Origin of the sequence: Streptomyces sp. NPDC002057, assembly GCF_040296665.1 — a bacterium.
In the GTDB taxonomy this organism is placed as follows: Bacteria; Actinomycetota; Actinomycetes; order Streptomycetales; family Streptomycetaceae; genus Streptomyces.
Genome location: NZ_JBEOXR010000027.1, coordinates 52,248 through 77,104 on the forward strand (window position 1 = coordinate 52,248; position 24,857 = coordinate 77,104).

Sequence of the window (24,857 nt, forward strand, 5' to 3'; positions counted from 1 at the left end):
GGCGTCCTCGGGGCGGCTTCGGGGCGGCCTCGGGGTCGTCCCGGTGACGGGCGGGCGGGTGCGGAGGCCGGGCCTTCGCACCCGCCCGCCCGTCCGTGTCGCTGCCCGTGCCTCGCATACCCCCCTTCCCGCTCGCATCCTTGTGCGAGGATCGCGGCACCGTGCAGGTGTTGATCTTGGAAGGGGGGCTTGCACGCCCATGCCCATGTGTTCCGCCGTACCGTGCCACAGCTCGTCGAACGGACCGGTGGCCTCCGCCGCCCCGCCGCGGCGAGGAATGTCCGCCCCTCGCCCGCGCCGAGGAGACGGAGCGCTCCCGACATGCCGCTGACCCGTCGCACCGTCCTGTCCGCGATGGCCGCCGCCCCGGTCCTCGCCCCCGTCGCGACCGCGCACGCGGCCGGCCCGCGGACCGCGCCCGCAGCCGTCCCCGCCGCCGCGCCCGCCGCCCGGAACCTGTCGAGCGCCGGTCTGCCCGCGGGGCACAGGTTCGACCTGAAGGCCGAGCCCGTCGACCTGTTCGGCAAGGAGCTCCGGCTCGCCCAGGGCAGGGTGCACCAGCAGGTCGCCTTCGACCCCGTGACCGGCCTCGCCTACGTCACCCAGATCATCAGCGACGGCCGCAAGCTCGCCGACGAGACCGCTCCCGTGCCCGGTGAGGACCGCGACCGCCGGGGCGATCTCTGCGTCAACGAGGTCACCGCCGACGGCACCGTCCGCGCCGTCATGTACCTGAGGGGCGTCGGCCACGGCGGCGGACTCGGCGTCGAACACGTCGACGGCCGCCCCTGGCTCTGGCTGGAGACCGACGCGGACCGCGTCACCGGCGGCTTCGCCTACGGCAAGCGCGTCGGCCGCGTCGCGTTCACCCCCGACGCGATCGTCGACGCGGGGAGCGACCGCATCGAGGTGTTCGACCCCGTCCCCGGGACCTCCGGCGTCACCCCGTCCCTGGACGTCGCGAACGGCCGCGTCGCGGTGCGCCACGTGTCGTCCGCCGGCGCGGAGTACCGCGTCTACGACCTGGCGGCCTTCCGGAGCCGCACCTTCACCCCGCTCCACACCTTCCCGGCCCGCTACCGCACCCAGGCCTGGTGCCTGTACGGGAACCTCGTCTACCAGAACGAGGGCAGCGCGTACGGCTCCACCAACCCCCGCCCCGGCAACTCCTGGTGGAACGTCTACGACATCACCACCGGCGAGGTCGTCGAGCGGGCCTTCAACACCACGGCTCTCGGCCTGTCCCACCGCGAGACCGAAGCCATCACCGTCCGCCGAACGCCCGACGGGCCGCAGCTCGTCTTCGGCTTCGCCACCCAGGAACCAGGACCGCGCCGCATGGCCCTCTACGGCATCAGCAGCACCACCGACGGCACCGGCGACCACGTCCCGTGGACCGACCTGGAGTACGACACCGCCGTCCTCACCGCCACCGGTACCTACCTTCCCCAGTACCGCCAGGTCGGCAACCGCGTCGACCTCCACCTCCGGCTGTCCCGCGTCGACGGCGCCCCGTGGACCAACGGCGAGAAGATCCTGACCCTCCCGCCGCACATCCGCCCCCACCGCACCCAGGGCATGGTCGGACAGACCACCGGCTCCGGGGTGTCCGGCTCCCTCACCATCCGCTGGGAGGTCCTCGCCGACGGCTCGCTGCGCATCTTCGACCAGCGCGGCTTCACGGGCTGGATCGGACTGGACGCCGGGTACTTCACCAGCTGACCACCTCCTCGGCCGAGGCGTGCCTCCTGCCCGCCCTCGGCCGGGCCGGACCTCCCGGCGGCCCGGACCTCCGGCGGCCCGGACGGGTCCGCACCCGAGAGCTCCCGGCGAGGCCCGTCCCTGCCGGGCCTCGCCGGGAGGCCCGCCCCTGCCGGGCCGTCAGACCCGCCGCTCCAGCACCTGCCCCTCCCAGCCGTCGACCGCGAAGGTCTCCGTGCGGGTGAAGCCCCGGGACTCGTAGTACGCCACCAGCCGGCCCTCGCTGCCCGCGAAGCAGTCCACCCGCAGCAGCGACACCCCCTGCCGCCGGGTCTCCTCCTCCGCGTGGGCCAGCAGCGCCGCCCCCACCCCGTGGCCGTGGAACCGCGTGTCGGTCGCGAGGAGCCGTACGTACACCTCGGGCTCGTCCACCGGCGGCACGTGCCGGCCCGGATGCGGCGTCAGCGTCATCGTGCCCGCCGCCACGCCGTCGATCTCGGCGATCCACGGATCGCCCTCCGACATGGTCCGCCGGACCTGCTCCACCGCCGCGGGCCGCCCGGAGAACGACTCGGTGCCCCACTGGGCGGTGATCCCCTTGCCGTTCAGCCACACCACGGCGCTGTCGAGGACGCCGAGCACCACGGGGAGGTCCTCCGCCGCGCCCTTCCTGATGCTGATCTTCATCCGGTCGAGGTTAGTCGTACGACCATGCGACGAGCCGGGGGGTGGGGGGGAGGGGCACGTCCACGCGGTCGGCGGCGTACCACCACGACTCGTGACGCGGCCGGGGTCTGCCCGCCCGGGCCGCCGCCCTGCCAGACTCCCGCCATGAGGCTTTTCGCCGCCGTCCTGCCGCACCCCGAGCAGCTGGCCGAGCTCGGACACGTCGTGGACCGTCTGCACGCGCTGCCCGGGGCCGACGGGCTCCGCTGGACCTCGCGGCCCGGGTGGCACCTCACCCTCGCCTTCATGGGCGAGGTCGACGAGGAACTGCTGCCCGAGCTGCGCGTCCGGCTCGCCCGGGCCGCGCACCGCACGCCGCCGTTCCCGCTGCGGCTGCACGGCGGCGGTCACTTCGGCCGCCGCGCGCTGTGGACGGGCGTGGCGGGGGACCTGGACGAGCTGCGGCTGCTCGCCGAGCGGGCCGACGCCGCCGCGCGCCGGGCCGGGGTCGCCATGGACGAGCACCGCCGCTTCCAGGCGCACCTGACGCTGGCCCGGGCCCGCGCGGAGGAGGTGGACCTGCACCCCTTCCTCGACGATCTCGCCACCTTCGAGGGCGCCCGCGCGCAGGTCGGAGAGCTGGCGCTGATCCGCTCGAACCTGCCGGTGAGCGGGGTGCGGGGCGAGCAGCCCCGCTACGAGAAGGTCGACGGCTGGCCCCTTGAGGGACGCGAGGGGCGGCCGGGTTAACCTCGACGGGTGGATCCCAAAACCCGTAACCGCATCATGGCCGGCGTGCTCGTACTGATGTTCGCGATCATCGCGGTGGCTTCCGTGACCGGTCAGTAGCCGCACGCCGCCGCCGTTCCCGGGCGTCTCCCGGCGTCTGCCACCCCGTGGGAAGCCCCTTGCTTCGAGCGCACTCGAAGCAGTTGGCTTGACGTCCATGGAGTACACGCAGCTCGGACGCACCGGACTCAAGGTCAGCCGACTCGTCCTCGGGACGATGAACTTCGGACCCCAGACCGACGAACAGACCAGCCACGGCATCCTGGATGCCGCGCTCGACGCAGGTCTGAACTTCGTCGACACCGCCAACGTGTACGGCTGGGGTGAGAACAAGGGGCGGACCGAGGAGATCCTCGGTTCCTGGTTCGCCCAGGGGGACGGCCGTCGTGACCGGACCGTCCTCGCCACCAAGGTGTACGGGAACATGGGCGTCGACGGTGAGGCCTGGCCCAACCACGACAAGCTCTCGGCGCTGAACATCCGCCGCGCCGTCGACGCCAGCCTCAAGCGCCTCGGCACCGACTACATCGACGTCTACCAGTTCCACCACGTCGACCGTTCGACCCCCTTCGAGGAGATCTGGCAGGCGGTCGACGTCCTGATCCAGCAGGGCAAGGTCCTCTACGCCGGCTCCTCCAACTTCCCCGGCTACAAGATCGCCCAGGCCAACGAGATCGCCGCCCGGCGCGGCTCGGTCGGGCTCGTCAGCGAGCAGTGCCTCTACAACCTCTTCGAGCGGCGCGCGGAGATGGAGGTCGTCCCGGCCGCGCAGGAGTACGGCCTCGGGGTCATCCCCTGGTCGCCGCTGCACGGCGGCCTGCTCGGCGGCGTCCTCAAGAAGGAGGCCGAGGGCAAGCGGCGTACGGAGGGACGCGCGGCGGCCACGCTCGCCGACCCGGCCTCCCGGGCGCAGCTCCAGGCGTACGAGGACCTGCTCGACAAGCACGGTCTGGAGCCGGGCGAGACGGCCCTCGCGTGGCTGCTCACCCGCCCCGGCGTGACGGGCCCGATCGTCGGCCCGCGGACGCCCGAGCAGTTGGGGAGCGCGCTGCGCGCCCTTGAGGTGGAGCTGGGCGAGGAGGTCCTGTCCGCCCTGGACGAGATCTTCCCGGGCCCGGGTCCGTCCCCGGAGGCCTTCGCCTGGTGACCCCGTAGGGGGTTGTGGGGGCAGGCGGCTCAGGGTTCGTACGGGCCGCCGAGCCCCCACGCCTGGTGCATCGCGTCGGCGAAGGCGGCGGCCAGTTTGTGCTCGCCCGAGGGGCCCGGGTGGGTGCCGTCGTAGGTGTCGGTGCCGAGGTCGTACGACTCCGGGACCGTCGCCAGGAGGAGCGGCGAGGCCGCCGTGTCCAGGTCGGCGACGGCTTTCCCGAGGAGTTCGTTGAAGCGGGCGCACTGGGCGGCGAAGGGGGCGTCGTACCCGGCGCGCACGTTGGGGATGACGGGCAGCAGGACGGCCCGGACGTGCGGGTTCGCGGCGCGGGCCGCGACGACGAACGCCCGGACGTTCTCCTCGGTCTGCTCGCTGTCGGTGTAGAAGCCCAGGTCGATCAGGCCCAGCGAGATCAGCAGCACGTCGGCTCCGGTCTCCGTGACCGTTCCGCCGATCACGGGCGCCATGTGCAGCCAGCCCTCGCCCCAGCCGGCCAGGTGGCGGCGGGCGGGGGCGGGGAAGGCGGCGTCGGCGTACTCCTCCGAGGCCGGGGCGTCGGAGGCGGGGTCGTACAGACCGGTGCGGGGGCCGACGATCTCGTACCCGCCGGGGAGGGTGGACTCCAGGTGCCGCCACATGCGGTACCGCCAGGTCCAGTCGCCGGCGCGTCCGATGGTCATGCTGTCGCCGACGAACAGAAAACGCATGGTCATATCATCGCGGACGGCGTCCCGGCCCTGCGACGTGATCCGGGACACGGCCTCCGCCGTCAGGCGTCCAGGAAGGCCCCGACCGTCGCCGCGCACCACGCGGGGTCGTCGTGCCACGGGAAGTGCCCGGCCCCCGCGAGGACCGCGACCCCGGCGTTCGGGAACAGCCCCGCGTACGCGGTGGCCGTCGGCACCGGCGTGTTCACGTCCCCCTCCCCGGCGACGACCAGCACCGGCCGCCCGAACTCCGCGAACACCGCGCGTGTGGCGGCCGGTTCGAAGGCGCCCTCGCTCCCGTAGAGACCGGCGGCCCCGTCGTTCCGCTGCCGCGCCCCCGCCTCGTGCCGCTCCCGCGCGGCCTCGTCCCACGTCCCGTGGAAGAACGGCGTCACCGCGCCGAAGGCCTCCGCCGTCCCGCGCCCCGCCGTGACCTCCTCCAGGGCGGCGTACGCGGGCCCGAACCACGGTTCGTCCCGCCGCAGCCGCGCCGCCGCGAGCCGCTCCCCGGGGGCGGTGTCGAGACCGACGGCCGCCGTGCCCGGGGTGACGAGGACCAGCCGGGCCACCCGCTCCGGGTACCGGGCCGTGTACAGCGCGGCCAGGTTGGCGCCCGCCGAGTGTCCGAGGAGATCGATCGCGTCGAGCCCGAGGTGGGCCCGCAGCGCCTCCACGTCCTCGACGAGCCGGTCGCAGCGGTACGAGGCCGGGTCGTCCGGCACCGCCGACGCGCCCGTCCCCCGCAGGTCGAGCCGGACCGTCCGGCGGCGGGCGGTCAGTCCGCCGAGGTCGCCGAGGTAGCCGGAGTCCTGGAAGGGGCCGCCGGGCAGGCAGACCAGCGGGGCGCCGGTTCCGGAGCCGGTCCCGGAGCCCGAGTCGTGGTACGCGAGCAGGGTGCCGTCGGGGGCGGCGAAGGTGTGCGGGGAGAAGCCGGGAGCGGGCGCGGCGGAGGTAGGCATGGGCGCGACCCTGACAGGGGCTCCGGGGCCGGTCAAGCAGGTTTCGGGGGCAGTGGACACGGCCCTCGCCCCCGCGTCGTGGCAGGCTGGGGGGCATGCGATCTGCTCTGTGCGCCCTCGGGGCGGCGGCGGCCCTGGTGCTGCTCCCGGCCGGTCATGCCCGTGCCGAAGGGCAGGGACCCGACCAGGACTTCACCATCGAGGACTCCCGCGTCAAGGAGTCCAGCGGCATCGCCGCGAGCCAGGCGCACCCCGGGATCTACTGGACGCACAACGACCAGGACGCACCCCTGATCTACGGCGTCGACTCCCGTACGGGCAAGACGGTCGCGACCCTGACCATGCAGGGGGTCGGCACCCCCCGGGACATGGAGGCGATCGCGGTCGGCCCGGACGGGGACATCTACGTCGGCGACATCGGGGACAACCTCGACGGCTCCTGGGACCACGTCTGGATCTACCGCTTCCCCGAGCCGAAGGCCCTCAGGGACCAGAAGGTGGCGGCGAGGCAGTACGTCGTGAAGTACGCCGACGGGGCGCGCAACGCCGAGGCGATGATGGTCCATCCGAAGACCGGCCGGGTGTACATCGCGAGCAAGAACGAGGACGGCGGCGGTCTGTACGCGGGCCCCGAGAAGCTCTCCTCGTCCGGGACGAACGTCTTCCGGCGCGTCGGCGAGGTGCCGTGGGTGACCGACGGGGCGTTCTCGCCGGACGGCGACCGGCTCCTCCTGCGCGGCTACCTGATGGCGCGCGAGTACCCGTGGAAGGACGGTCGTCCCGTCGGCGAGGGCCGGAGCGTCGGGGCCCCGTTCCAGGGGCAGGCGGAGTCGGCGACGTACACGAGGGACGGCTCGGCGTTCATGTTCGGCTCGGAGGGCCTGAACAGCAGGGTCGTCCGGGTGGAGCGAACGGACGCGGGGAGCCCCTCGGGGCAGCCGACGGACACGCCGGGCGCACCGAAGACCCCCGGGTCGCCGAGCGGCCAGGACGGTGGCGAGAAGGGGAGCGTCACGGTCGGCTTCCTGGTCCTCGCGGGCGCGACCGTGCTCGTCGTCGGCGCGAAGCGACTCCTGAGGCGCCGCTGACGCCCTCAGGCTCACTGACGCGTGGGGCGCGCTGACGCCCTCAGGTGCGCTGCCGCCTGGGGTGTCTGACGCGGCTTCAGGCCTCGTCCGTGCCGGTGTTCCCGCTCGCGCCGCCCGCTCGCGCGACCAGGAGCTCGAAGCCGTCCAGGAGCCGTTCGAGGCCGAAGGCGAAGTGGTCGACCTCGCGGGAGAAGGTGTCCTCGGCCATCGCCGCCATGACGGGGTACGCGCCGGAGGCCATCGCCCGCTCCAGGTAGGGCTGTTGGGCGCGCCAGAACTCCTCGTCGTCGACGCCGGTCTCCTTCGCGGCCTCGACGGTCTGGATTTCCATGCGGGCGATCCCGGCCGTGTAGCTCTGCACGGTGATGATGACCGAGATGGTCTCGTGGTCGCCGAGCCCCATGCCGTGCGGCCCCTTGAGCCCCGACAGGCAGAGCTCCAGGCCGCGCAGCGCGCTCGGGCCGAGGACGGAGCGGGCCTCGTTGACCTTGAGCAGCCAGGGGTGGGCCCGGTACAGGTCGAGGGTCGTGCGGGCCAGCGCCGTGACGGTGTCGCGCCAGTGGGTGGGCGGCGGCGGTTCGTCGTCGAAGGACTCGCCCTGGACGCGGTCGAGCATCAGGTCGAGCAGTTCCGTCTTGCCGGGGACGTACCGGTAGAGCGACATCGTGCCGACGCCGAGCTCGCTCGCCACCCGCCGCATCGAGACGGCGTCGAGCCCCTCGGCGTCGGCGAGGCCGACCGCCGTGGCGACGATCCGGTCGAGGGTGAGGCCCGGCTTGGGGCCCCGGCTGGGTCGGTCGCCCGTGCCCCAGAGGAGGTCGAGGCTGCTCGTCGTCATGCCGCCACTCTAAAACTGAGTACGCTGTACTCTGAATTGGGTACGGTGTACTCAGATGCTCGCGGAGACGCGGACCCACGACCCACCGGAGGCCTCCCATGTCCGAACACGCCGTCCTCGCCGAGGGCTTGACCAAGCGGTACGGCAAGAAACGGCGCGACGACGTCACCCACGCCCTCGACGGCTTCGACCTCGCCGTCCGCCCCGGCACCGTCCACGGCCTCCTCGGCCCCAACGGCGCCGGCAAGACCACCGCCGTCCGCATCCTCGCCACCCTCCTCAGGGCCGACGGCGGCCGCGCGGAGGTCGCCGGTCTCGACGTGGCCCGCGACCCGCGCGCCGTCCGCACCCGCATCGGTCTCGTCGGCCAGAACGCCGCCGTCGACGAGGGCCTCACCGGGCGCCAGAACCTCGAACTCTTCGGCCGCCTCTTCCACCTCGGCGGCGCGGTGTCCCGCACCCGGGCCGCCGAACTCCTCGACCGCTTCGGCCTCACCGAGGCCGCCGACAAGGGCGCCGGCCAGTACAGCGGGGGCATGCGCCGCCGCCTCGACCTCGCCGCCTCGATGATCCTGGCCCCCGCCGTCCTCTTCCTCGACGAACCGACCACCGGCCTCGACCCGCGCGCCCGGGGCGAGGTCTGGGAGGCGGTCCGCACCCTCGTCGCACGCGGGACGACCGTCCTGCTCACCACCCAGTACCTCGACGAGGCCGACCGGCTCGCCTCCCGGATCACCGTCATGGACCGGGGCCGGGCCATCGCCGACGACACCCCCGGCGGCCTCAAGGACCGGGTGGGCGGCGACCGCGTGGAGGTCGTCGTCGCCGAGCGCGCCGACCTCCCGGCCGCCCACGCGATCCTCGCCCGGACCGCCGGCTCCGATCCCCGTACCGACGAGGCCGAGCGACGCGTCCACGCCGCCGTCACCGACCGGGTCGCCGCTCTGACGGAGGTGGCCCGCGCCCTCCAGGAGGAGCGGATCGCCGTGGAGGACCTGGCGCTCCGCCGCCCCACCCTCGACGACGTCTTCCTCCGCCTGACCGGCCAGGAAGCGGACCGGGAAGCTGCCCGGGAAGCGGACCGGGATGCGGACCGGGAAGCGGACCGGGACGCGGCCCGGAAGGAGGTCGCCGCATGAGCGCCGTCGCCGCCGGGCGCGCCTACTGGGCGTGCGCCGACTCCCTGACCCTCGTCCGCCGCACCCTGCTCAACTACCGCCGCCAGCCCGCCGCCATCCTCTGGCAGCTCGGCTTCCCCATCGTCTCCGTCCTCCTGTACGGCTTCGTCTTCGGCAGCGCCATGCTGGTGCCCGGCGGTGGCGACTACCGCGAGTTCCTGATGCCGGGGATGTTCACCATGACCATGGCCTTCGGGCTGATGAACACCGCGTCGGCCGTCGTCTCGGACAGCGGCAAGGGGGTCGTGGACCGGTTCCGTTCCATGCCGATGGCCCCGTCCGCCGTGACCACCGGCCGGGGCCTCTCCGACCTGGTGATCGCCGCCGCCGAACTCACCATCCTCGCCGCGACCGCCCTCGCCATCGGCTGGACCTCGGACGGCGGCCCCGGCGCGACCGCCCTCGCCTTCGGTCTGCTGCTGTTCCTGCGCTTCAGCCTGATCTGGGTGGGCGTGTGGTGCGGTCTCGTGCTGCCGAACACGGAGGCGGCGGGCGCCCTCTACGCGGTGATCTTCCCGGTCACGATGATCTCCAGCGTGTACGTGGCACCGACCCTGATGCCCTCCTGGCTCGCGCCCGTCGCCGCCTGGAACCCGATCTCGTCCACGGTGACGGCCGCCCGCGAACTCTTCGGCAACCCGGGCGTGGGCGGCGGCTCCTGGGTCGAACAGCACGCGGTCCTGATGGCCTTCGCCTGGCCGCTGGCGATCACGGCGGTCTTCCTGCCCCTGGCGGTCCGCCGCTACCAGTCACTGAGCCGGTGAAGCGCGAGGCGTGCTGAAGCGCGAGGGCCCGGTGACGCACGAGGGCCCGGCACGGACGATGTCCGGTGCCGGGCCCGCCGTACAGAAGGTCAGAGCTTCTCGATCACGTAGTCGACGCAGGCCGTGAGCGCCCGCACGTCCGCCGGGTCGACCGCCGGGAACATCGCGATCCGCAGCTGGTTGCGGCCCAGCTTGCGGTACGGCTCGGTGTCCACGATCCCGTTGGCGCGCAGCACCTTGGCGACCGCCGTGGCGTCGATCTCGTCCGCGAAGTCGATCGTGCCGATGACCTGCGAGCGCTTCGCCGCGTCCGTCACGAACGGCGTCGCGTACTTGGACTCCTCGGCCCAGCCGTACAGCGCGTCCGAGGACTCCTTCGTCCGGGCCACGGCCCAGTCGAGACCGCCCTGGCCGTTGATCCACTTCAGCTGCTCGTTGAGCAGGAAGAGGGTCGAGAGCGCCGGGGTGTTGTACGTCTGGTTCTTCAGCGAGTTGTCGATCGCGGTCGGCAGCGAGAAGAACTCGGGGATGTGCCGGCCGGAGTCGTGGATCCGCTGCGCCCGCTCCAGGGCGGCCGGGGAGAAGGCCGCCAGCCACAGGCCGCCCTCGGCGGCGAAGGACTTCTGCGGGGCGAAGTAGTAGACGTCCGTCTCGGCGATGTCGACGGGGAGACCGCCCGCGCCGGAGGTCGCGTCGACCAGGACGAGCGCGCCCTCGTCGGCACCGGCGACCCGCTTGATCGGGGCGGCGACACCGGTGGAGGTCTCGTTGTGGGTGTACGCGTAGACGTCGACGCCCGCCTCGGCCACCGGCTCCGGGTGGGTGCCCGGGTCGGAGGAGATCACGGTCGGCTCGGCCAGCCACGGGGCCAGCTTCGCGGCCTTCGCGAACTTGGAGGAGAACTCGCCGAAGGTGAGGTGCTGCGACTTGTTCTCGATGAGACCGTGGGTCGCGACGTCCCAGAAGGCGGTGGAGCCGCCGTTGCCCAGGATCACCTCGTAGCCCTCGGGGAGCGAGAAGAGGTCACGGATGCCGGTGCGTACCTCGCCGACCAGGTTCTTGACCGGAGCCTGGCGGTGGGAGGTGCCGAGGAGGGAGGTGCCGGTGGCGGCCAGGGCGTCCAGCGCCTCCGTACGCACCTTGGAGGGGCCCGCGCCGAAACGGCCGTCGGCGGGCTTGATGTCAGCGGGAATCTGGATATCAGCCACGAGGCGGAGAGTATCGGGTCGGGAAGGGGCCGGTCGCCGGATGTCCGCCCGATGAGACGAGGACTGAGACATCCTGGCCTTGTGGGAACACACCAGGAACGCGCCGGGGAGTCAGGGCGGCTCGCCGCCGAGCTGCGCGCGGCCGTCGCCGGCGAGGTCGACTTCTCGGCCACGGCCCGGGCCCTGACGACCATGGACGCCTCCAACTACCGCCGCGTGCCCGTCGGTACGGTCGCGCCGCGCGACGCCGACGACGTCGCGGCGACCCTGGAGGTGTGCCGGGCGCACGGCACGCCGGTCGTCGCCCGGGGCGGCGGCACGTCCATCGGGGGCCAGGCCACCGGGACGGGTGTCGTGCTCGACCTCACACGGCACATGGGCGGGCTGGTCTCGCTGGACCCGGAGGAGCGGACGGCGGTCGTCCGGCCGGGGCTGGTCCTGGACCGGCTGCGGGAGGCGGCGCGCCCGTACGGGCTGACCTTCGGCCCCGATCCGTCCACGCACAGCCGCTGCACCCTCGGCGGAATGATCGGCAACAACGCGTGCGGGGCGCACTCGGTCGCCTGGGGGACCACGGCGGACAACGTGCGCTCGCTGGATGTGGTGACCTACCGGGGCGCGCGGTTGACGCTGGGGCGTGCGGGGCAGCCGGGGGCGCCGGACGGCCGGGGCGCGCGGGCCGGGTCGCCGGAGGCGCGTGACATGCCGCCCGGACTCCTCGACCTCGTCGAACGGAACCTGGCGCTGCTGCGCACCGGTTACCCGCCGGGGCTGCCGCGCCGGATCTCCGGCTACGCGCTGGACGCGCTGCTGCCCGAGCGGGGCGTCGACGTGGTCCGCTCGTTCTGCGGCAGCGAGGGCACGCTCGGGGTGGTGACGGAGGCGACGGTGCGGCTCGTCCCGCTGCCAGCGGAGCCGGTGCTCGTCGTCCTCGGGTACGCCGACGAGAGCGCGGCGGCCGAGGCGGCGGCCGGACTCCTGCCGTACGGCCCGCTCACGGTGGAGGGGATGGCCGCCGACCTGGTGCGGGGCGCGCGGGGGCTGCCGAAGGGCGGGGCCTGGCTGTTCTGCGAGGTCGACGGGGAGGGCCCGGCGCGGCGGCTCGTGCGGGCGGCGGACGCCCTCGACGCCGCCGTGGTGAAGGACCCGCTCGGGCAGCGGGCGCTCTGGCGGATCAGGGAGGACGCGGCGGGGACGGCGACCCGGACGCCCGGGGGCGGGGAGGCCTGGCCAGGGTGGGAGGACTGCGCGGTGCCGCCGGCGCGGCTGGGCGCCTATCTGCGCGAGTTCCGGCTGCTCTTGGGGGAGTTCGGGCTCCGGGGAGTCCCGTACGGGCACTTCGGTGACGGCTGCGTGCACGTCCGCATCGACTTCGACCTGTGGACGGAGAAGGGGGTACGGGACTTCCGCCGGTTCTCGGAGGCGGTGGCCGACCTCGTGGTCGCCCACGGCGGCTCGCTCTCCGGGGAGCACGGCGACGGGCAGGCGCGGGCCGAGCTGCTGCCGCGGATGTACGGGGAGGAGCTCGTCGGCCTCTTCGGCGCGGTCAAGGACGTGTGGGACCCGGACGGCGGGCTCAACCCGGGGATGCTGGTCCGCCCGCGCCCGCTCGACGAGGGCCTGCGGTTCACCGGACTGCCCCTGGTGGGGGTGGGGAGGGCCGCGGCCCGGTGCGTGGGCGTGGCCAAGTGCCGGGTCGAGGGACCGAGTTCGGGGCCCGGCGTGATGTGCCCGTCGTACCGGGTGACGGGGGAGGAGAAGCACTCCACCCGGGGGCGGGCGCGGCTGCTCCACGAGATGGCGCTCGGCGAGGTCATCACGGACGGCTGGCGTTCGGAGGAGGTGCGGGAGGCGCTCGACCTGTGCCTGTCGTGCAAGGGCTGCCGCAGCGACTGCCCGGTGGGCGTCGACATGGCCGCGTACAAGGCGGAGTTCCTGGACCGGCACTACGCGGGCCCGCTCGGCCTCCTGCGCCGGCCGCGGTCGCACTGGACGATGGGCCGCCTGCCACGCTGGCTCGACCTCTTCGGGCGGGCGCTGAACCCGGCGATGGGGCTGCCGTTCGCCACGTGGCTCGCGGGGGTGACGCCCGAGCGGACGATGCCGAGGGTGGCGGAGAGGTCGTTCACGTCGTGGTTCGCCGAGCGGAGCTCGACCCGCCCGGCGGCGCTCACGCTGTGGCCGGACACGTTCACGAACCACCTGGCCCCGGAGGTGGGACGGGCGGCGGTCAGGGTCCTGGAGGACGCGGGCCTGGGGGTGGAACTGCCGCCGGGCCGGGTCTGCTGCGGTCTCACTTACGTGTCGACGGGGCAGCTGGGAGCGGCGCGGAGGGTGATGCGGAGGACGCTCGACGTGATGGAGGGGAGGGAGGAGGGAGTGGCCGGGGCGGCCGGGTCGGCCGGGTCCGCCGGGTCCGCCGGAGCGGCCGGTTCGCCGGGTTCCGCTGGTCCCGCCGGGTCCGCCGGGTCCGCCGGGTCCGCCGGAGCCGCTGGACCCGCCGGGTCCGCCGGGTCCGCGCGGCCCGTCGTGGTCCTGGAGCCCTCCTGCGCGGCGACCCTCCGCACCGACCTGCCGGAACTCCTGCCGGACGACCCGAGGGCGGCCCGCCTCGCCGCCTCCGTCCGCACCTTCGCGGAGGCGCTGGAGACCCTGGCGCCGGAGTGGGAGCCGCCGCGCCTGGACCGCCCGGTGGCGGGCCAGACCCACTGCCACCAGCACGCGGTGCTGGGCGACGCGGCCGACGGCCGCCTCCGCGAACGCGCGGGCCTGACGGGGGCGCTGGCGGGCGGCTGCTGCGGACTGGCGGGAAACTTCGGCTTCGAGCCGGGCCACTACGAGGTGTCGGTGGCGTGCGCGGAGGACCAGCTGCTCCCGGCGCTGAGAGCGGCGGCGCCGGAGACGACCGTCCTGGCGGACGGCTTCTCGTGCAGGACCCAGATCGCCGACCTGACGGCCCACCGGGGCCGGCACCTGGCGGAGGTGTTGGCGGAGGCGCTGGACGAGGGCCTCTGAGACGACCGTGGCGGGAGGCTCGGGTGCGGGCGCCCCCTCAGCCCCCGCTCACGATCTCGCGGGCCAGCGCCACCAGCGCCCCGGTCGCCGGGTGCGGGAACGCGTCCCGCCAGGCCAGGACCACCGGCAGTGCCGGGGCGTCCGGCAGGGGGCGGTAGGCGACGCCCGGGTGGGGGTGCAGGGCCGCCGTCGAGGCGGACGAGACGCCGACGCCCCGGCCCGCCGCGATCGCCGCGAGCCAGTCGTCGGTGTTGGCGACCGTGACGGTGGCCGCCGGGCGGGCGGCGGCCGGCCAGAGGGCGAGGGTGGTCGTACCGGAGACGGTGTTGAGGACGACGGTTCCGTCGGCGAGGTCGTCGAGGGTGAGCCGGGTCCGGTCGGCGAGCGGGCTGTCGGCGGGCACGGCGGCGACCCGGTCCTCCGTGGTGAGCTCCTCGGTGGCCAGGCCCGGCGCGTCGACCGGGCCCCGGAGGAGTGCGGCGTCGACCTCGCCCCGGGTGAGGCCGGCGGTGCGGTCGTCGATGCGGAGGAGTTCGAGCGGGGTCTCGGGGTGTTCGCGCCGCCAGCGCCGGAGGAGAGGCGTGGTGTACGGGCCGAAGGCCGACCAGGCGTGTCCGAGGCGCAGCGGCCGGTGGCGCAGTCTGGCCGGGTCGACGGCGGCGTCGAAGGCGGCGAGTGCGGCGGCGGCCCGGTCCTGGAAGGCGCGGCCCTCGGCGGTGAGGGCGAGGTGGTGGGTGGAGCGGTCGACGAGGCGGGCGCCGAGGTGGTGTTCGAGGGCGGCGAGCGTGCGGGAGACGGCGGGTTGGGTGAGGTGGAGCCGGGCGGCCGCTCTGGTGAGGCTGGATTCCTCGGCGATGGCGAGGAAGCAGCGGAGGTGGCGCAGCTCGATGCTCATGCGTCCGGAGCATAACCGCAGCGCAATCGGCATTTCCGGTGCCGCGCGGGGGCTCGTAACGTGAGAGGGGAAGCCTGGCTTCCGGAAACCGGTAGTTCATTATTCTGAACTGCCGGTACAGTGAACTAAACCCCCATGCTGGGGGTCCTGTCGTGTGCGGGTCTGGAGGAGCGGTCGGTGGACAGTCCGGTCAAGCAGGGGACCCCGGTGGTGGCCGCGGCCGGCGCGGAGCCGGTCGGCGTCTCCGCCCGGGGAGCGGCCGGTCATCGGCTGGGGCCCGTGGGGCTCGTCGTGGCGGGCGGGCTCTCCGTCCAGTTCGGGTCGGCGCTCGCCGTCCTCCTGATGCCCCGGGCCGGCGCGTTCGGCGTCGTCACCCTGCGGCTCGTGCTGGCCGCCCTCGTGCTCCTCGCCGTCTGCCGCCCCAAGGTCCGGGGCTACGCCCGCGCCGACTGGGGCACCATCGTCGCCTTCGGCGCCGCCATGGCGGGCATGAACATCTGCATCTACCAGGCCGTGGACCGGATCCCGCTCGGCGTCGCCGTGACCCTGGAGGTCCTCGGCCCGCTCGCCCTCTCGGTGATCGCCTCGCGCCGCCTGATGAACCTCCTCTGGGCCGGGCTCGCCCTCGGCGGCGTCCTGCTGCTCAGCGGTGGCGGCTTCGACCGCCTCGATCCGGTGGGGGTCGCCTTCGCGCTCGCCGCGGGCGTCATGTGGGCCCTGTACATCGTGTTCAGCGCGCGGACGGGCCGCCGCTTCCCGCAGGCGGACGGGCTCGCGCTCGCGATGGCGTTCGGCGCCGTCCTCAGCCTGCCGCTGGGTCTCGTGGAGGCGGGCGGCAAGCTCCTCGTACCGTCGACGATCGGCCTGGGCCTCCTGGTCGCGCTGATGTCCTCGGTCCTGCCGTACACCCTCGAACTCCTCGCGCTGCGCCGGCTGCCCGCCCCCACGTTCGCCATCCTGATGAGCCTGGAACCGGCCATCGCGGCGACGGCGGGCTTCCTCGTCCTGAGCCAGGCGCTGTCGTTGACCGACGCCCTCGCCATCGCCCTGGTCATCGCGGCGAGCATGGGCGCGGTCCGCACGCAGGCGCGCCGCACCGGTTGAGTAGGGTCCTGCCCGGCGCGTGGACGCGCGCCGGCGGGAACGGGGGCGGGGCCGTGGACGACGGCGGGTGGGACGGCGACGAGGGCCGCGAGGTGCTCCGGCGGGCCGAACGGGCGACGCGGTGGGGATGGACGGGGATCGCGGGCGTGACGGGACTGCTCGGCTGCGCGCTGGTCGCGGTGGTCGGTGGCGGGCTGCTCGTCCTCGTCGGCACGGTGTATGTCCTGATGGCGGCGGACCGCTGACGAGCGCGACGGCCGCGCGCGGAGGGCGGCGGACCGCCGAGGGGCGGGGCGGCCGCGTGCGGACGGCGGCGGACCGCTGACGGGCGGGACGGTCTCGTGAGGCCTAGGATCCGGCCATGATCGCCGATCTCCAGTGCGTCGTGCTCGACTGCTCCGCCCCGCGCGAACTCGCCGCGTTCTACCGCGCGGTCCTCGGCGGGGAGGTCGACCGGCCGGACCGCCGCTGGGCCCTCGACGGGGCCTGGTCCACCCTCCACACCCCCGGCGGGCTCGTCCTCTGCTTCCAGGGCGTGTCCGGCCACCGCCCGCCGACGTGGCCGGATCCCGAGCGCCCGCAGCAGTTCCACCTCGACTTCGGCGTCCCCGACCTCGACGCGGCCCAGGAGCAGGTCCTCGCCCTGGGGGCGACCCTCCTGGAGGAGGGGGACCCCGCCCGGGGCTGGCGTGTCTACGCGGACCCCGCCGGCCACCCGTTCTGCCTGATCGGGCACTGACGGGTCGATCGGGCACCGTCGGGTCGATCGGGCACCGACGGGTCGATCGGGCACGGCCGCCGGCCGGAGGGTCCCGGCCCCACCGCCCCCACCGCCCCACCGCCCCCCCCGCAGCCCACCCCCCGGCCCGATCCTGTCGAGTCTTGGCCCTCCGGCTGTTTCGGGGGTGGTGGGGCCCCTCCGACGATGGGGTTGTCGTCGTCGGAGCGAGAAGAGGAGCAGGTCGTGGCCCTGGAGATGCGTGAACGGTGCGAGCGGTGCGAGACGGCCGTGCTGGGGCCGGACGGGCCCGCGCTGATCTGCTCGTACGAGTGCAGTTTCTGTGTGCCGTGCGGCGACGCCATGGGCGGCGTCTGCCCCAACTGCGGGGGTGAACTGGTCCGGCGGCCGCGTCGCGTCACGGCCTAGGTCCTGTCCTCGCGGCGCGCGTCCCTCTCCGAAAAAACTAAAGCAAGCACGCTTGATTGTTTCTGGTGCCGCTGCCATGCTCCTCGCGAAGGACCGTGGCGGCGGCATCGGCGTCGGTGCCGAGCCCGACCGTGACGCCCGTGATCGTGAACGACCGTGACCGTGAACGCCCGTCCCCGAGGGGAGCGCACCGTGTCCGACCCCGTCGTCGTGCTCGACGACCTGCGTGACGAGAGTGCTGAACTCGACCGTCTCGTCGCCGAGTTGAGTGAGGACCGGTGGGGCGCGCCCACCCCGGCCCCCGGCTGGACGATCGCCCACCAGATCGCGCACCTCGCCTGGACCGACCGTGCCGCGCTCCTCGCCGCCACCGACGCCGAGGCCTTCGCCGCCGAGACCGAGAAGGCGCTCGCCGCCCCGGACCGCTTCGTCGACGAGGGCGCGGAGGAGGGCGCGAAGCTGCCGCCCGCCGAGCTCCTCGCCCGCTGGCGCGAGGGCCGCGACCGGCTCCAGGAGGCCCTGCGCGCGGTCCCGTCCGGGGTCCGTTTCCCCTGGTACGGACCGCCGATGAGCGCCCCCGCCATGGCCACCGCCCGGCTCATGGAGACCTGGGCGCACGGCCAGGACGTCGCCGACGCCCTCGGTGTCGTCCGTGCGCCGACCGCCCGCCTCCGGCACGTCGCCTGGATCGGCCACCGCGCCCGTGACTACGCCTTCCTGGTGCGGGGCCTCCCGGTGCCGACCGAGCCGGTCCGGGTCGAAGTCACCGCCCCCGACGGCGCGTTGTGGACGTACGGCCCCGAGGGCGCCGCCCAGAGGGTCACCGGGACGGCTCTCGACTTCTGTCTGCTGGTCACCCAGCGCGTGCACCGCGACGACACCGCCCTGGTCGCCGACGGGCCCGACGCCGAGCGGTGGCTCGGCGTCGCCCAGGCCTTCGCGGGCCCGGCGGGCCCGGGCCGCGCCCCCGAGGGGGCGTAGTGGTCCTCCGCATCGGCAACGCCTCCGGGTTCTACGGCGACCGCTTCGACGCCGTCCGCGAGATGCTCACCGGCGCCGGGCCCGGCGGTGGTCCCGACAGCGGCCCCGACGGTCCGATCGACGTCCTCACCGGCGACTACCTCGCCGAGCTGACGATGCTGATCCTCGGCCGGGACCAGCTCAGGGACCCGTCGTCCGGGTACGCGAAGACGTTCCTGCGCCAGATGGAGGAGGGGCTCGGTCTCGCCCACGAGCGCGGGGTCAGGATCGTCACCAACGCGGGCGGGCTGAACCCCGCCGGGCTCGCCGACGCCCTGCGCGCCCTCGCCGCGAGGCTCGGCCTGCCGACCCGGATCGCGTACGTGGAGGGCGACCGGCTGCCCGCCACGGGCGGCGCGCTGACCGCCAACGCCTATCTCGGCGGGGCCGGCATCGCCGCCTGCCTCACCGCCGGGGCCGATGTCGTCGTCACCGGCCGGGTCACCGACGCCGCCCTCGTCACCGGGCCCGCGCAGTGGCACTTCGGCTGGGGCCCCGAGGAGTACGACCGGCTGGCGGGCGCGGTCGTCGCCGGGCACGTCCTGGAGTGCGGCACCCAGGCCACCGGCGGCAACTACGCCTTCTTCCGCGAGCACGACCCGAAGCTCTTCCGCCGGCCGGGCTTCCCCGTCGCCGAGCTCCACGAGGACGGCAGCGCCGTCATCACCAAGCACTCCGGCACCGGCGGCCTCGTCGACGTCGGTACGGTCACGGCCCAGCTCCTCTACGAGACGGCCGGCGCCCGTTACGCGGGGCCGGACGTGACCGCCCGGCTCGACACCGTACGGCTCGTCCCGGAGGGCCCCGACCGGGTCCGGATCTCCGGCGTACGGGGGGAGGCGCCGCCCCCGACGCTCAAGGTCGGGCTCAGCAGGCTCGGCGGCTACCGCAACGAGGTCGTGTTCGTCCTGACCGGCCTCGACATCGAGGAGAAGGCGGACCTCCTGCGGGCGCAGGTGACCGACGCCCTGGAGAAGTCGCCTCCCGCCGAGGTCCGTTGGGAGCTGGTCCGCACCGACCGGCCCGACGCCGCCACCGAGGAGACCGCGAGCGCCCTGCTCCGGCTCGTCGTCCGGGACCCCGCCCCCGAGGCCGTCGGCCGCACCCTGACAGGGGCGGCGATCGAACTGGCCCTGGCGAGCTACCCCGGCTTCCACGTCACCGCCCCGCCCGGGAAGGGCGCCCCCTACGGGGTCTTCGAGAGCGTGTACGTGCCCGCCGCCGACGTTCCGCACACGGCCGTGCTCCCGGACGGGACCCGCGTCCCCGTCCCCGTACCGGAGCGCACCCGCGCGCTGGAGCCCGTGCCCGGACCGGACCTTCCCGAGCCGCTCCCGCCGGGGCCCACGCGGCGGGCCGCGCTCGGCCGGATCGCCGGGGCCCGCAGCGGCGACAAGGGCGGCGACGCCAACATCGGCGTCTGGGTCCGCACGGAGGAGGAGTGGCGCTGGCTCGCCCACGCCCTCACGGTGGACGGGCTGCGCGCGCTCCTGCCCGAGACCGCCGGCCTCACCGTCACCCGGCACGTCCTGCCGCACCTGCGCGCGCTCAACTTCACCGTCGCCGGGATCCTCGGTGAGGGCGTCGCCTCCCAGGCCCGCTTCGACCCGCAGGCCAAGGCCCTCGGCGAGTGGCTCCGCTCGCGCCACCTCGACATCCCGGAGTCCCTGCTGTGAACCCCGTACCCCAGGCACGTCAGGCACGTCAGGCACGTCAGGCACCGCACGCACCGCACGCACCGCACGCACCGCACGCACCGCACGCACGTCACGCACCGCACGCACCCCAGACACCTCAGGCGCCCCCCGTACCCCAGGCCGTCCGGGAAGGACTCCAGTGACCGTCCTCGCCTCCGCCCTCGACACCGGCGGACCCGACTACGCCGCCGCCCGCGCCGCCATGCTGGACAAGCTGGCCGCCCTCGACACCGAGCACGCCAAGGCCCTCGCGGGCGGCGGCGAGAAGTACACCGCCCGGCACCGCGGGCGCGGCAAGTTGCTGGCCCGCGAGCGCGTCGAGCTGCTCGTGGACCCCGACTCGCCGTTCCTCGAACTGTCGCCGCTCGCCGCCTGGGGCAGCGACTACACGGTCGGCGCCTCCCTGATCACCGGCATCGGGGTCGTCGAGGGCGTCGAGTGCCTGATCACCGCCAACGACCCCACCGTCCGCGGCGGCGCCTCCAACCCCTGGACGCTGAAGAAGGCCCTGCGCGCCAACGAGATCGCGTACGCCAACCGGCTGCCCGTCATCTCGCTCGTCGAGTCCGGCGGCGCCGATCTCCCCTCCCAGAAGGAGATCTTCATCCCCGGCGGGGCGCTCTTCCGGGACCTCACCCGGCTCTCCGCCGCCGGCATCCCGACCATCGCGGTCGTCTTCGGGAACTCGACGGCCGGTGGCGCGTACGTCCCCGGGATGTCCGACCACGCCGTGATGATCAAGGAGCGCTCGAAGGTGTTCCTCGGCGGTCCGCCGCTGGTGAAGATGGCGACGGGGGAGGAGAGCGACGACGAGTCGCTCGGCGGCGCCGAGATGCACGCCCGGACCTCCGGGCTCGCCGACCACTACGCCGTCGACGAGACCGACGCCCTCCGCCAGGCCCGGCGGATCGTCGCCCGGCTCAACCACCGCAAGGCGCACCCCGATCCGGCCGTGCTCGCCGAGCCGCCGAAGTACGACGGGGACGAGCTGCTCGGGATCGTGCCGGGGGACCTCAAGACCCCGTTCGATCCGCGCGAGGTGATCGCCCGGATCGTCGACGGTTCGGACTTCGACGAGTTCAAGCCGCTGTACGGGCCGAGCCTCGTCACCGGCTGGGCGAGCCTGCACGGCTACCCGGTCGGCGTCCTCGCCAACGCGCAGGGCGTGCTCTTCGGCCCGGAGTCGCAGAAGGCGGCGCAGTTCATCCAGCTCGCCAACCAGCGGGACATCCCGCTCGTCTTCCTCCACAACACCACCGGCTACATGGTGGGCAGGGAGTACGAGCAGGGCGGCATCATCAAGCACGGCGCGATGATGATCAACGCGGTGTCGAACTCCAAGGTGCCGCACCTCTCCGTCCTCATGGGGGCGAGCTACGGGGCCGGGCACTACGGCATGTGCGGCCGGGCCTACGACCCCCGCTTCCTCTTCGCCTGGCCGAGCGCCAAGTCCGCCGTCATGGGCCCGCAGCAGCTCGCGGGCGTCCTCTCCATCGTGGCGAGGGCCTCGGCGGCGGCGAAGGGCCAGCCGTACGACGAGGACGCCGACGCGGGGCTGCGCGCCCTCGTCGAGGCGCAGATCGAGTCCGAGTCCCTGCCGATGTTCCTCTCGGGCCGGCTCTACGACGACGGGGTCATCGACCCCCGCGACACCCGCACGGTCCTCGGACTGTGCCTGTCCGCGATCCACACGGCACCGGTCGAGGGCGCGCGCGGCGGCTTCGGCGTCTTCCGAATGTGAGGCCCCAGATGACCTCTTCGACCCTCCGAACCTCGATGATCACCTCCGTCCTGGTCGCGAACCGGGGCGAGATCGCCTGCCGGGTCTTCCGCACCTGCCGCGAGCTCGGCGTCTCCACCGTCGCCGTGTACTCCGACGCGGACGCCGACGCCCTGCACGTCCGGGAGGCGGACGCGGCGGTACGGCTGCCGGGGGCGGCGCCCTCGGAGACGTACCTGCGCGGCGACCTCGTCGTGAAGGCGGCGCTCGCGGCGGGCGCGGACGCCGTCCACCCCGGCTACGGCTTCCTCTCCGAGAACGCCGACTTCGCCCGGGCCGTGACCGACGCGGGCCTGGTCTGGATCGGCCCGCCGCCGGAGGCGATCGAGGCGATGGCCTCGAAGACGCGGGCCAAGGAGCTCCTGGGGATCGCGCCCCTGGCCGAGGTCACCGAGGCGGACCTCCCCGTCCTGGTGAAGGCGGCGGCGGGCGGCGGCGGCCGGGGCATGCGGATCGTCCGCGAACTGGCTGCCCTGGAGGTCGAGTTGGCGGCGGCTTCGGCGGAGGCGGCGAGCGCGTTCGGAGACGGCGAGGTCTTCGTCGAGCCGTACGTGGAGAACGGCCGCCACGTCGAGGTGCAGCTCCTCTGCGACACCCACGGCACGGTCTGGGCGCTCGGCACCCGCGACTGCTCCCTCCAGCGCCGCCACCAGAAGGTCGTCGAGGAGTCCCCGGCGCCCGGCCTGCCCGCCGCGCTCGAAGCCTCCCTCCTGGACACGGCCGTCCGCGCGGCGAAGGCCGTCGGCTACACCGGCGCGGGCACCGTCGAGTTCCTGGTCGCGGACGGCCAGGCGCACTTCCTGGAGATGAACACCCGCCTCCAGGTCGAGCACCCGGTGACGGAGGAGGTGTACGGGGTCGACCTCGTCGCCCTCCAGCTCGCGGTCGCCGAGGGCCGCGAACTGCCGCCGGAGCCCCCGTCCCCGAGCGGCCACGCGATCGAGGCGCGCCTCTACGCGGAGGACCCGGCGCGGGAGTGGGCGCCGCAGACGGGCGTCCTGCACCGCTTCGACGTCCCCGGGGAGGGCCGCGTCCGGGTCGACACCGGATACGTCTCCGGGGACACGATCGGCGTCCACTACGACCCGATGCTCGCCAAGGTCGTCGTCCACGCCCCCACCCGCGCCGAGGCGGCCCGCAAGCTCGCCCGCGCGCTGGAACGGTCCCGGATCCACGGCCCGGTCACCAACCGGGAGCTGCTCGTCGCCTCGCTGCGGCACCCGGAGTACGGGTCGCCGGACACGCTCGACACGGGCTTCTACGACCGGAACCTGACCGCCCTGACCACGGCGCCGGAGGACGAGGGGCACGCGGCGGTGGCGGCGGCCCTGTCCGGGGCGGCCTCCCGCCGGGGCCGCTTCGGCGGCGGCTGGCGCAACCTGCGCTCCCAGGACGAGACGAGGGCGTACGGGGAGCACGAGGTCCGCTACCGGCCGGGCCGGGACGGCGGATACGAGGTCACGGCCCCCGAGGGGGTCCGGGTCGTGTCGGCGTCCCCCGACCGCGTGCGCCTCGACGTCTCCGGAGTCGTACGGGACTTCGACGTCGCCCGGTACGGCGACGGCACCGTCCACGTCGGCCCGTACCGACTCACCGCCCGGCCCCGTTTCCCCGACCCCGCCGACCAGCGGGAACCCGGCTCGCTCCTCGCCCCCATGCCCGGCACCGTCGTCCGGGTCGCGGACGGGCTCGCCGTCGGCGACCCGGTCGCCGCCGGACAGCCGCTTCTCTGGCTGGAGGCGATGAAGATGGAGCACCGCGTCATCGCCCCCGCCTCCGGCACGCTCACCGCACTCCACGCCGCCCCCGGCCGCCAGGTCGAGGTGGGCGCCCTGCTCGCCGTCGTACAGACCGAAGCACAGGAGGACAAGACCGTATGAGCACCATGATCGAGAGTGAAGAGCTCACCGCGCTCCGGGCCGCCGTCTCCGCGCTCGGCCACCGGCACGGCCCCGGCTTCGACCGGGCCGCCCTGTGGGCGGAGGCGGGCAAGCTCGGCTACCTGGGCGTGAACCTGCCCGAGGAGTACGGCGGCGGGGGCGGCGGCATGGCCGAGCTGTCGATCGTCCTGGAGGAGGCGGGCGCCGCGGGGGCGCCGCTCCTGATGATGGTCGTCTCGCCCGCGATCTGCGGCACGGTCATCGCCCGCTTCGGCACGGAGGAGCAGAAGCGGGAGTGGCTGCCGGGGCTCGCGGACGGCTCGCGGACGATGGCGTTCGGCATCACGGAGCCCGACGCGGGCTCGAACTCGCACCGCATCACGACCACCGCGACCCGCACGGAGGAGGGCTGGGTCCTCAACGGCCGGAAGGTGTTCGTGTCGGGCGTCGACATCGCCGACGCGACGCTGATCGTGGGCCGCACGTCGGACGCGCGGACGGGAAACCTCAAGCCCTGTCTCTTCATCGTCCCGCGTGACGCCCCGGGCTTCCAGCGGCGGCACATCGAGATGGAACTGGACGCGAACGAGAAGCAGTTCGAGCTGACGATCGACGACGTCCACCTGCCGGCGGAGGCGCTCGTCGGGGACGAGGACGCGGGCCTGCTGCAGCTCTTCGCGGGGCTGAACCCGGAGCGGATCATGACAGCGGCCTTCGCGATCGGCATGGGCCGGTACGCCCTCGCGCAGGCCGTGAGGTACGCCAAGGAGCGCCAGGTCTGGAAGGCCCCGATCGGCGCCCACCAGGCCGTCGCGCACCCCCTGGCGCAGGCGCACATCGAGCTGGAACTGGCCCGCCTGATGATGGCGAAGGCGGCTCAGCTGTACGACGCGGGGGACGACGCCGGTGCGGGCGAGGCGGCCAACATGGCGAAGTACGCGGCGGCGGAGGCCTGCGTGAAGGCCGTGGACCAGGCGGTCCACACCCTCGGCGGCAACGGCCTCACCAAGGAGTTCGGCCTGGCCCGACTGATCACGGCGGCCCGGGTGGCCCGCATCGCCCCGGTCAGCCGGGAGATGATCCTCAACTACGTGTCGCACCAGACCCTGGGTCTGCCCAAGTCGTACTGACACCCCCGGGGCGGCCGTCGGACCGCGAGCCGCACGCCGGGCAGGCAGCGGAGGACTCCCGGCAGCAGGGTCGGCCCGGCCGCCGGCGGGGGACGGCGACGGCGTATCGATCTGCGTACGGAGGGGAGTCGATTGTGAACA

Annotated in this window: 22 protein-coding genes; 16 read left to right on the top strand and 6 right to left on the bottom strand. The window is 74.1% G+C overall.

Annotation, left to right across the window (positions count from 1 at the left end):
• The first annotated feature begins 321 nt into the window (after positions 1-321).
• Positions 322-1,722 carry a signaling protein gene (locus tag ABT129_RS21440; RefSeq protein WP_351903708.1) on the top strand — a complete coding sequence of 467 codons (1,401 nt, stop codon included), beginning with the start codon at positions 322-324 and terminating at the stop codon, positions 1,720-1,722.
• A gap of 159 nt (positions 1,723-1,881) precedes the next feature.
• Here the strand turns inward: ABT129_RS21440 and ABT129_RS21445 are convergent, their stop codons facing one another.
• Positions 1,882-2,388 (bottom strand): GNAT family N-acetyltransferase, encoded by a 507-nt coding sequence (locus ABT129_RS21445; RefSeq protein WP_351903711.1) that lies wholly within the window; start codon positions 2,386-2,388, stop codon positions 1,882-1,884.
• Between the two features lie 144 nt (positions 2,389-2,532).
• On the opposite strand from ABT129_RS21445, the gene thpR reads away from it, so the two are divergent.
• Together thpR and ABT129_RS21455 are read left to right on the top strand one after the other, a co-directional pair.
• Positions 2,533-3,117, top strand: a complete 585-nt coding sequence (gene thpR / locus ABT129_RS21450) for an RNA 2',3'-cyclic phosphodiesterase (RefSeq protein ID WP_351903714.1) — start codon at positions 2,533-2,535, stop codon at positions 3,115-3,117.
• A 196-nt stretch (positions 3,118-3,313) separates the two neighbouring features.
• Complete coding sequence (locus ABT129_RS21455) at positions 3,314-4,303, top strand: aldo/keto reductase (RefSeq protein ID WP_351903717.1); 990 nt, start codon at positions 3,314-3,316, stop codon at positions 4,301-4,303.
• Positions 4,304-4,332: 29 nt separating this feature from the next.
• Here the strand turns inward: ABT129_RS21455 and ABT129_RS21460 are convergent, their stop codons facing one another.
• Both ABT129_RS21460 and ABT129_RS21465 read right to left on the bottom strand, forming a co-directional pair.
• Positions 4,333-5,013: a GDSL-type esterase/lipase family protein gene (locus ABT129_RS21460; RefSeq protein WP_351903720.1), complete on the bottom strand. Its 681-nt coding sequence runs from the start codon at positions 5,011-5,013 to the stop codon at positions 4,333-4,335.
• Between the two features lie 62 nt (positions 5,014-5,075).
• Complete coding sequence (locus ABT129_RS21465) at positions 5,076-5,972, bottom strand: alpha/beta fold hydrolase (protein WP_351903723.1); 897 nt, start codon at positions 5,970-5,972, stop codon at positions 5,076-5,078.
• Positions 5,973-6,067: 95 nt separating this feature from the next.
• Between ABT129_RS21465 and ABT129_RS21470 the strand changes: the two genes are divergently transcribed.
• The gene (locus tag ABT129_RS21470) at positions 6,068-7,060 is read left to right on the top strand and encodes a WD40 repeat domain-containing protein (protein WP_351903726.1); all 993 of its coding nucleotides are present in this window, start codon (positions 6,068-6,070) and stop codon (positions 7,058-7,060) included.
• A 76-nt stretch (positions 7,061-7,136) separates the two neighbouring features.
• Here the strand turns inward: ABT129_RS21470 and ABT129_RS21475 are convergent, their stop codons facing one another.
• Positions 7,137-7,898 carry a TetR/AcrR family transcriptional regulator gene (locus ABT129_RS21475; RefSeq protein WP_351903729.1) on the bottom strand — a complete coding sequence of 254 codons (762 nt, stop codon included), beginning with the start codon at positions 7,896-7,898 and terminating at the stop codon, positions 7,137-7,139.
• 98 nt (positions 7,899-7,996) lie between these two features.
• Here ABT129_RS21475 and ABT129_RS21480 point away from each other — a divergent pair, with 98 nt between their 5' ends.
• Both ABT129_RS21480 and ABT129_RS21485 read left to right on the top strand, forming a co-directional pair.
• Positions 7,997-9,037: an ATP-binding cassette domain-containing protein gene (locus ABT129_RS21480; protein WP_351903732.1), complete on the top strand. Its 1,041-nt coding sequence runs from the start codon at positions 7,997-7,999 to the stop codon at positions 9,035-9,037.
• Entirely contained in the window at positions 9,034-9,840 is an 807-nt protein-coding gene (locus ABT129_RS21485; protein ID WP_351903735.1) for an ABC transporter permease, read from the top strand. The genes ABT129_RS21480 and ABT129_RS21485 overlap by 4 nt, the downstream gene beginning before the upstream one ends.
• A gap of 89 nt (positions 9,841-9,929) precedes the next feature.
• Here the strand turns inward: ABT129_RS21485 and serC are convergent, their stop codons facing one another.
• Positions 9,930-11,048, bottom strand: a complete 1,119-nt coding sequence (gene serC / locus ABT129_RS21490) for a phosphoserine transaminase (RefSeq protein WP_351903738.1) — start codon at positions 11,046-11,048, stop codon at positions 9,930-9,932.
• Between the two features lie 51 nt (positions 11,049-11,099).
• Here serC and ABT129_RS21495 point away from each other — a divergent pair, with 51 nt between their 5' ends.
• Positions 11,100-14,063 carry an FAD-binding and (Fe-S)-binding domain-containing protein gene (locus ABT129_RS21495; RefSeq protein ID WP_351903741.1) on the top strand — a complete coding sequence of 988 codons (2,964 nt, stop codon included), beginning with the start codon at positions 11,100-11,102 and terminating at the stop codon, positions 14,061-14,063.
• Positions 14,064-14,100: 37 nt separating this feature from the next.
• On the opposite strand, the gene ABT129_RS21500 is transcribed toward ABT129_RS21495, so the two are convergent.
• A complete protein-coding gene (locus tag ABT129_RS21500) occupies positions 14,101-14,958 on the bottom strand; it encodes a LysR family transcriptional regulator (protein WP_351903744.1) in 858 nt (285 codons plus the stop codon).
• A gap of 135 nt (positions 14,959-15,093) precedes the next feature.
• Between ABT129_RS21500 and ABT129_RS21505 the strand changes: the two genes are divergently transcribed.
• From ABT129_RS21505 to ABT129_RS21545, 9 genes are all read left to right on the top strand, one after another.
• A complete protein-coding gene (locus ABT129_RS21505) occupies positions 15,094-16,062 on the top strand; it encodes an EamA family transporter (protein ID WP_502981842.1) in 969 nt (322 codons plus the stop codon).
• Between the two features lie 53 nt (positions 16,063-16,115).
• Positions 16,116-16,307 carry a hypothetical protein gene (locus ABT129_RS21510; RefSeq protein ID WP_351903747.1) on the top strand — a complete coding sequence of 64 codons (192 nt, stop codon included), beginning with the start codon at positions 16,116-16,118 and terminating at the stop codon, positions 16,305-16,307.
• A gap of 116 nt (positions 16,308-16,423) precedes the next feature.
• Entirely contained in the window at positions 16,424-16,801 is a 378-nt protein-coding gene (locus tag ABT129_RS21515) for a VOC family protein (protein WP_351903750.1), read from the top strand.
• A 225-nt stretch (positions 16,802-17,026) separates the two neighbouring features.
• Positions 17,027-17,209, top strand: a complete 183-nt coding sequence (locus ABT129_RS21520) for a DUF1272 domain-containing protein (protein WP_351903753.1) — start codon at positions 17,027-17,029, stop codon at positions 17,207-17,209.
• Between the two features lie 192 nt (positions 17,210-17,401).
• Complete coding sequence (locus tag ABT129_RS21525) at positions 17,402-18,190, top strand: TIGR03084 family metal-binding protein (RefSeq protein ID WP_351903756.1); 789 nt, start codon at positions 17,402-17,404, stop codon at positions 18,188-18,190.
• On the top strand, positions 18,190-19,905 hold the full coding sequence (locus ABT129_RS21530; protein ID WP_351903759.1) for an acyclic terpene utilization AtuA family protein: 1,716 nt from the start codon (positions 18,190-18,192) through the stop codon (positions 19,903-19,905). Before ABT129_RS21525 ends, ABT129_RS21530 begins: the two co-directional genes overlap by 1 nt.
• Positions 19,906-20,065: 160 nt before the next feature.
• Entirely contained in the window at positions 20,066-21,667 is a 1,602-nt protein-coding gene (locus ABT129_RS21535) for an acyl-CoA carboxylase subunit beta (RefSeq protein ID WP_351903762.1), read from the top strand.
• Between the two features lie 35 nt (positions 21,668-21,702).
• Positions 21,703-23,586 carry an acetyl/propionyl/methylcrotonyl-CoA carboxylase subunit alpha gene (locus tag ABT129_RS21540; protein ID WP_351903847.1) on the top strand — a complete coding sequence of 628 codons (1,884 nt, stop codon included), beginning with the start codon at positions 21,703-21,705 and terminating at the stop codon, positions 23,584-23,586.
• On the top strand, positions 23,583-24,716 hold the full coding sequence (locus ABT129_RS21545) for an acyl-CoA dehydrogenase family protein (protein ID WP_351903765.1): 1,134 nt from the start codon (positions 23,583-23,585) through the stop codon (positions 24,714-24,716). The genes ABT129_RS21540 and ABT129_RS21545 overlap by 4 nt, the downstream gene beginning before the upstream one ends.
• Positions 24,717-24,857: the final 141 nt, after the last annotated feature.